Annotated in this window: 3 protein-coding genes and 1 pseudogene; 2 read left to right on the top strand and 2 right to left on the bottom strand. The window is 70.9% G+C overall.

What is annotated here, in order from left to right; genetic code table 11:
* Together EBO15_RS42855 and EBO15_RS42860 are read right to left on the bottom strand one after the other, a co-directional pair.
* A partial coding sequence (locus tag EBO15_RS42855; RefSeq protein ID WP_199745183.1) for an AfsR/SARP family transcriptional regulator occupies positions 1–443 on the bottom strand: 443 nt, incomplete at its 3' end.
* A 108-nt stretch (positions 444–551) separates the two neighbouring features.
* Positions 552–1,913: an NAD(P)/FAD-dependent oxidoreductase gene (locus tag EBO15_RS42860; protein ID WP_122200153.1), complete on the bottom strand. Its 1,362-nt coding sequence runs from the start codon at positions 1,911–1,913 to the stop codon at positions 552–554.
* 538 nt (positions 1,914–2,451) lie between these two features.
* On the opposite strand from EBO15_RS42860, the gene EBO15_RS42865 reads away from it, so the two are divergent.
* Entirely contained in the window at positions 2,452–2,991 is a 540-nt protein-coding gene (locus EBO15_RS42865; protein WP_233616863.1) for a YbhB/YbcL family Raf kinase inhibitor-like protein, read from the top strand.
* 270 nt (positions 2,992–3,261) lie between these two features.
* A pseudogene (locus tag EBO15_RS42870) lies at positions 3,262–3,736 on the top strand (hypothetical protein); the annotation flags it as partial.

Consider the following 3,736-nt stretch of genomic DNA (forward strand, 5'->3'; position numbering starts at 1 on the left):
AACGGCAGGTGCGCGGCGTCGGCGAGCGCGGGCCCCCGCCAGAGCGCCAGGGCCTCGCGCAGCGCGGACGCGCGGGCGCGGGCGTCCGGAATGTCGCGCGCGGAGGAGACGCGGGCCTCGAACTCGTGCGCGTCCACGGCCTCGCGCGGGACGGCGAGCCGGTAGCCGCCGGGACGCGACTCGATCGCCTCCCGGCCGATCGCCGCGCGCAGCCGCGAGACGAGGGACTGGAGCGCGTTGGGGGCCCCGGCGGGCGGATCGTCCTCCCACAGGTCGTCGATCAGCCGCTCGGCCGGGATCGTCCGGCCGGGTTCCAGCGCCAGCCGGGTCAGCAGCATCCGCAGCCGCGCCCCGCCGAGCCCGACGGCGGGGCCCTGGCCGTCGTCGGCGGAGCGGTCGTCCCCGTGCCGGACCTCGACCGGCCCCAGAATCGCTATCCGCACGTCTCGATTGTCCATGAAAGGACGACACCCCCGGGCGCTGTACGGCGCGCCGGGGGTGTCGTCATCCGAAGGCGGACGGGCCGGGCGTGGCCCGTTCCGCGGGTGGTGTCAGGAGGCCTTCTGCTTGGGCTTGGCGTCGTCCAGCGCGGCCAGCTCGAAGTCGGCGCGCGGCTGCTCGACGGTGGCCAGCGAGACGGTCTCGCGCTTGAGGAACAGCGCGAGCGTCCAGTCCGCCAGGACGCGGATCTTCCGGTTGACGGTCGGGACCATCAGGCCGTGGTAGGTCCGGTGGAAGAACCACGCGGGCCAGCCCTTGAGCTTGAACCCGAGCGGGTTCGCGACGCCCTTGTGCAGGCCGAGTCCGGCCACGGCGCCGAGGTTGCCGTGGACGTACGGCTTGAGCGACTTGCCCCGCAGCGAGCGGACGATGTTCGCGGCCAGGACCTTCGACTGCCGCAGCGCGTGCTGGGCGTTCGGCGGGCAGAACATGCCCTCCTGGGTGAGGTCCGGGATGGCGGCGTTGTCGCCCGCGGTGAACGCGCGGACCATGCCCTCGATGGTGAGGTACTCGGTGCCCTTGATGCGGCCCCGCTCGTCCAGCGGCAGGTCGGTGTGCCTGACCACCGGCGACGGCTTGACGCCCGCGTTCCAGACCAGCGTCCCGGACGGGAAGCGGCTGCCGTCCGAGAGCTCGATCTCGCCGCCGACCGCCGACTGGAGGAAGGTCTTCAGCTTCACGTCGATGCCGCGGCCGCGCAGCTGCTCGGCCGTCCACTTGCCCATGTCCGGACCGACCTCGGGGAGGATCCGGTCGGACGCCTCGACCAGCACGAACCGCAGGTCCTGCGGCGTGATCTTCCGCATGTACTTGGTCGCGTCGCGGACCATGTCCTCGACCTCGGCGATCGCCTCGACGCCCGCGAAGCCGCCGCCGACGAACACGAAGGTCAGCGCCTTGCGGCGGATCTCGACCTCGTCGGTCGACTCGGCGACCTCCAGCTGCTCCAGCACGTGGTTGCGCAGGTGGATGGCCTCACCGACGGTCTTGAGGCTGAAGCCCTCCTCGGCCAGGCCGGGGATGGGCAGGATCCGGGGGACGGCGCCGGCGGCCATCACCAGGTAGTCGTAGTTGATCCGCTCCGGCGGTCCCGCGAGCGGCTGCACGATGGCCCAGCCCTCGTCGTGGTTCAGCTCCGTGACCCGCGCCTTGCGCACGGTGCACTTGGGGAGCACCCGGCGCAGCGGGACGACGACGTGCCGCGGGGAGATGTTCCCGGCCGCGGCCTCGGGGAGGAACGGCTGGTAGGTCATGTACGAGTTGGGGTCGACGATCGTGACCTTGACCTCGCCCCGCTTGAGTTCCCGCTTCAGCTTCTTCTGAAGCCGCAGAGCGGTGTACATGCCCACGTAGCCGCCGCCCACGATCAGGATGTGGGGAGCGCCAGGGGTGCCCTCGGCGGTCCTGGCCATCGCGGCCTCCTAGTTTCACGCTTGGCTTGTGAAGGTATTCACAAGCTACCTCCGGGTTTGCACTGCCATGAATCTTCAACAAGCCGAAGAAGGGCAGTTGTTTCCAGAGCGTCAAACTTGGAGCGTTGTAACGCGGTGAAACACGTCACGTCTTTACCATCCTATGCGAACGGTGGGACTCATCTCACATCGGTGAGATGATCCGGACCTCGGCCCTACCACCGCGAGCGGCGCCGTTCCCTGGGGATCGAAAGACCCGATCCACCCCGCCGGAACCCCTAGGGTTAGGCCGGACGTGGAAGGGGGCGCCGGCCTGGGCTCGCGCACCGCCGAGAGAAGGGACAACGGTGGAGCGCGGCGTAGCGACTCGCCCGGGAGCGTATAGACGATGAACAACATCTCTCCGAAGCGACGCAACCACATGAGCGACAACGCACGGCCTTCTCAGAAGGCGCCACATCGTCCGGACAAGAGAGGCGGCTCACACGCCCGGTCCGGACGCCGCGGACGTGCCTCCGCGGCCGCGGCCCTGGCGGCGGTGGTGACCCTCGGCCTGTCGGGGTGCGGCCTCATCGGCCAGCCCCAGAACAAGAGTGCCGAGCTCGCGGAGTGGTTCACCGTGACCAGCCCCGTGTTCCGGGATGGCGGCGACTTGCCCGCGCGCTACGCCTGCTCGACGTACTCTGGTTCCGCCGCGCTGGGCAAGACCCCGCCACTTCGCTGGTCGGCGGGTGGCGTTCGCAACGCCCAGTCCTATGCCATCGTGGTGGACGACCCGGACGCCGCCGGCGGCACCTACGTGCACTGGGTGGTCGCCGGGATCGACCAGGCTCAGCACGAGCTGGTCGAGGGAGGACGGCTCGGCACCATGGTCGAGGCGCACAACACCGCGAAGAAGGTGGGCTACACCCCGCCGTGTCCGCCGAAGGGCGAGCGGCACCGGTACCGGTTCACCGTCTACGCGCTGGACACCAGGGTTCCCTTCCCGAACGGGGCCTCGCTGCAGACCGCGCTGGGCGACATCGCCAAGCACACCGTCGGGCGGGGCAGGATCACGGGGAACTTCGGCGACAAGTAGACGCGTTCCCCCGGAGACCTTCGGGTCACCGGAGCGGCGCTGAGAAGTGCGGACCCCGCGGGTCCGGAGGACAGGGGCGTACCGGACGGTCCGAATCGGCCATTCGAGACGCATCGGGTGAGGGATTATGTGCGCGAAAGGTGTGACAACGGTCATAGCGGTCGGACAGAATCGGTTGAGGTCCGCCGGGTACCGACCGCGCACGATGATCGGGACCGACCCGCGGTCCGCGCTGGCGACTCTCGCCGGGCCAAGACAATGGGTGGTGGCATGACTTCTACAATCGTGGTCTTCGGCCTCGTGCTGGTCGTGGTCCTGGTGGTCGTCCTGGTGGTCCTGGGCCTGCGCGCCCGGGGCGACGGCGGCGACGCCGACGACAACTGGACGGCCGAGAACGAGCAGCCGCGCGAGCGCGGACGGGGACGCCGGCGTGCGCCCGAGCCCCACCCCGGCGGATACGACGACGGCGGATACGACGACGGGTACGACCAGGGTTACGACGGCGCCGACCAGGGCTTCGAGCCCGGCTTCGACCGCCGCGTGGCCGGTCCCGGCGGAGACGTCCCGGTCGCGGGTCAGGCCCCGATGGCCGCCCCCACCGGCGGGCAGGCGCCCCCGGCCCCCGGCGCGCTCGCCGGTCCGGGCCTCGGCGGCCCCCCGAACCCCGTCCCCGACCCGTTCGGCGCCGGTGGCGACCCCTTCGGTGCCGGCGGCGACCCGTTCGCCGCTCCGGGCGCCCCGAACG

The sequence above is a fragment of the Actinomadura harenae genome (assembly GCF_003696215.1).
Taxonomy (GTDB): domain Bacteria; phylum Actinomycetota; class Actinomycetes; order Streptosporangiales; family Streptosporangiaceae; genus Spirillospora; species Spirillospora harenae.

What these genes read in the sequence shown, in the direction of transcription:
- EBO15_RS42860 (WP_122200153.1), bottom strand. Translation starts at nt 1,913, where the DNA reads ATGGCCAGGACCGCCGAGGGCACCCCTGGCGCTCCCCACATCCTGATC.